Raw genomic sequence first — 3389 nt, 5'->3', positions numbered from 1 at the left:
TGAAGGTGTTGCGTGGCGCGGGCATCGATCCGTTGGTGATCGTCTCGGGTGTCGACGAGGACGCCGTCGTCGCGGCACTACCCCAGGGTTGCGGTCCCGGCGAGACCACGACGGCGTTGGCGACCGCCAAGGCGAAGGCCGTGGCGCGGACGCTGGAGCCAGGTGTCGGGGCGGACTGCGTGGTGATCGGTTGCGATTCGATGCTCTACCGCGGCGGGCAGCTCTTGGGCAAGCCTGCGTCGGCCGCGGCTGCCGTCGAGGGGTGGCGCGCCATGGCGGGCAGTTCTGGCGAACTCTTCACCGGCCACAGTGTCATTCGCTTGCGCGACAACGAAATTCACGATATGGCCGCTCAGCACGCGGTCACCACGGTGCACTTCGGCACCCCGTCCGAGGGCGACCTGGCTGCCTACGCGGCCAGCGGCGAGCCGACGGCCGTGGCCGGGGGCTTCACCCTCGACGGGCTCGGCGGCTGGTTCGTCGAGGGCGTGACCGGCGATCCTTCGGCGGTGATCGGCATCGGCCTTCCCATGATTCGGCGGATGCTGGCCGGCCTCGGCCTGTCCATCGCTCAGCTCTGGATCGACAATCCCGTCCCCGGGGCGAGTGAAGCGACGGGTGACATGGAGCCTTTCCCACCGGCGGAGAACAAGTAGGCTCTAACCCGTGCCTTTGCCCGCGGATCCGCATCCGTCCCTCGCCGCCTACGCCCACCCCGAACGACTGGTCACCGCCGACTGGCTGGCGGGAAACATCGGCCGTGCAGGCCTGGCCATCGTCGAATCCGACGAGGACGTCCTCCTGTATGACACCGGCCACGTTCCCGGGGCGGTGAAGATCGACTGGCACGTCGACCTCAACGACCCCACGGTTCGCGACTACATCGACGGCGCCCAGTTCGCGGCTTTGATGGACCGCAAGGGCATCAGCCGCGACGACACCGTCGTGATCTACGGCGACAAGAGCAACTGGTGGGCCGCATACGCGCTCTGGGTCTTCACGTTGTTTGGGCATCCCGACGTGCGCCTGCTCGACGGTGGCCGCGACCTGTGGGTGTCCAATGGACGCGACACCACCCTGGACGTGCCCTCCAAGACGACCACCGGGTATCCGGTCGTCGAGCGCAACGACGCCGACATCCGCGCCTACAAGGACGACGTCCTCGCGATCCTCGGCGCCGAGCCGCTGATCGACGTCCGCTCGCCGCTGGAGTACACCGGGGAGCGCACCCACATGCCGGACTACCCGGAGGAGGGCGCGCTGCGCGGCGGCCACATTCCGACGGCCAAGTCGATCCCGTGGGCCAAGGCAGCAGAGGACAGCGGCAAGTTCCGCAGTCGCGCCGAGCTCGACGCGCTGTACGGATTCCTGACCCCCGAGGACAAGACGGTGGTGTACTGCCGCATCGGCGAGCGGTCCAGCCACACCTGGTTCGTGTTGACGCATCTGCTCGGGCTGCCCGGCGTGCGCAACTACGACGGCTCTTGGACGGAGTGGGGCAATGCCGTTCGGGTACCCGTCGCCGTCGGGGAAGAGCCTGGCGAAGCTCCGTGAGCGACGCTTGCGAGCGAGCGATGAGCCGATGAGCCTTCCGTCCGCGTTGGCGGAGGTCGTCTCCGACTTCGCCGACATGCAGGGCCAGGACAAGCTGCAGTTGCTGCTTGAGTTCTCCAACGATCTGCCGCCCCTGCCTGCAGATCTCGAAGAGGCGGCGATGGAGCCGGTGCCCGAATGCCAGTCCCCGCTGTTCCTTCACGTCGATGCCGCCGACCGCGACCACGTGAGGTTGTTCTTCAGCGCTCCCGCAGAGGCGCCAACGACGCGCGGGTTCGCCTCGATCCTGGCCGCCGGACTCGACGAGCACTCCGCCGAGGAGATCCTCGCCGTGCCAGACGACTTCTACACCGATCTGGGCCTTGCCGCCCTGATCAGCCCGCTGCGTCTGCGGGGAATGGCGGCGATGCTGGCCCGAATCAAGCGGCGGCTCCGCGAGTCGGCTTAGGTCATCCCGAAACCTACCGGCGAGTAAGGGATCCCGGTTCGCTCGGTATGGGGGTCCGCCCCTTAAACTGCCCCCGAACATATTCTTAAAGACGTTTCTTAGAAACACACGCATCAGGAGGCCCTGTGCCCAGTCACGCCAGCTCGAAGATCTCCAAGGTGCTCGTCGCCAACCGCGGCGAGATCGCCGTCCGGGTGATCCGCGCAGCGAAGGACGCCGGGCTGGGCAGCGTGGCCGTGTACGCCGATCCCGATGCAGATGCGCCGCACGTCCGGTTGGCCGACGAGGCCTTCGCGCTGGGTGGCCAGACCTCGGCCGAGTCCTACCTGGACTTCGCCAAGATCCTCGACGCCGCGGCGAAGTCCGGCGCCAACGCGATCCACCCCGGATACGGCTTCCTGTCGGAGAACGCCGACTTCGCGCAGGCCGTCTTGGACGCGGGGCTGATCTGGATCGGACCCAGCCCGCAGTCGATCCGCGACCTCGGCGACAAGGTGACCGCCCGCCACATCGCCGCCAAGGCCGACGCGCCGTTGGTTCCCGGCACCCCGGACCCGGTCAAGGACGCCGACGAGGTCGTCGCGTTCGCGCAGGAGTACGGCGTTCCGGTCGCCATCAAGGCGGCATTCGGTGGCGGTGGCCGCGGCATGAAGGTCGCGCGCACCATCGAGGAGATTCCCGAGCTGTTCGACTCCGCGACGCGTGAGGCGGTCTCGGCGTTCGGCCGTGGCGAGTGCTTCGTCGAGCGGTACCTGGACAAGCCGCGCCACGTCGAGGCTCAGGTCATCGCCGACACGCATGGCAACGTCGTCGTCGCGGGCACCCGTGACTGCTCGCTGCAGCGTCGATTCCAGAAGCTGGTCGAGGAGGCGCCCGCGCCGTTCCTGACCGAGGCGCAGCGCAAGGAGATTCACGAATCCGCCAAGCGGATCTGCAAGGAGGCCGGCTACTACGGTGCAGGCACCGTCGAGTATCTCGTCGGTCAGGACGGGCTGATCTCGTTCCTCGAGGTGAACACCCGCCTGCAGGTCGAGCATCCGGTCACCGAGGAGACCTCGGGGATCGACCTGGTTCGCCAGCAGTTCCGCATCGCCGACGGCGAAGCCCTCGACATCACCGAGGACCCGACGCCACGTGGCCACAGCTTCGAGTTCCGCATCAACGGTGAGGACGCCGGCCGCGGCTTCCTTCCCGCCCCCGGCCCGGTGACGAAGTTCGATCCGCCGACGGGTCCCGGCGTGCGTCTGGACTCCGGCGTGGAGTCCGGGTCGGTGATCGGCGGCCAGTTCGACTCGATGCTGGCCAAGCTGATCGTCACGGGTGCCACCCGCGACGAGGCCCTGGAACGTTCGCGCCGTGCGCTGGCCGAGTTCACCGTCGAGGGCCT

The 3389-nt window shown here is 68.0% G+C and carries 4 protein-coding genes; all 4 read left to right on the top strand.

The genetic code is table 11. The features are described 5' to 3' along the window. Window positions 1–656, top strand: a 656-nt coding sequence (locus tag ABW137_RS22305) for a Maf family protein (RefSeq protein ID WP_526403625.1), incomplete at its 5' end; no start/stop codon positions are given. Between the two features lie 10 nt (window positions 657–666). Continuing rightward, complete coding sequence (locus ABW137_RS22300) at window positions 667–1554, top strand: sulfurtransferase (protein WP_526403624.1); 888 nt, start codon at window positions 667–669, stop codon at window positions 1552–1554. A 28-nt stretch (window positions 1555–1582) separates the two neighbouring features. Next, window positions 1583–2002: a SufE family protein gene (locus tag ABW137_RS22295; RefSeq protein WP_526403623.1), complete on the top strand. Its 420-nt coding sequence runs from the start codon at window positions 1583–1585 to the stop codon at window positions 2000–2002. Window positions 2003–2127: 125 nt separating this feature from the next. Continuing rightward, the coding region (locus ABW137_RS22290; protein WP_526403622.1) for an acetyl-CoA carboxylase biotin carboxylase subunit at window positions 2128–3389 on the top strand (1262 nt) is incomplete at its 3' end.

This window comes from Mycobacterium sp., from assembly GCF_040509115.1.
Lineage (GTDB): Bacteria > Actinomycetota > Actinomycetes > Mycobacteriales > Mycobacteriaceae > Mycobacterium.
The sequence above is the reverse complement of the archived record's forward strand: the minus strand, read 5'-3'. Positions and strand labels throughout refer to the sequence as shown.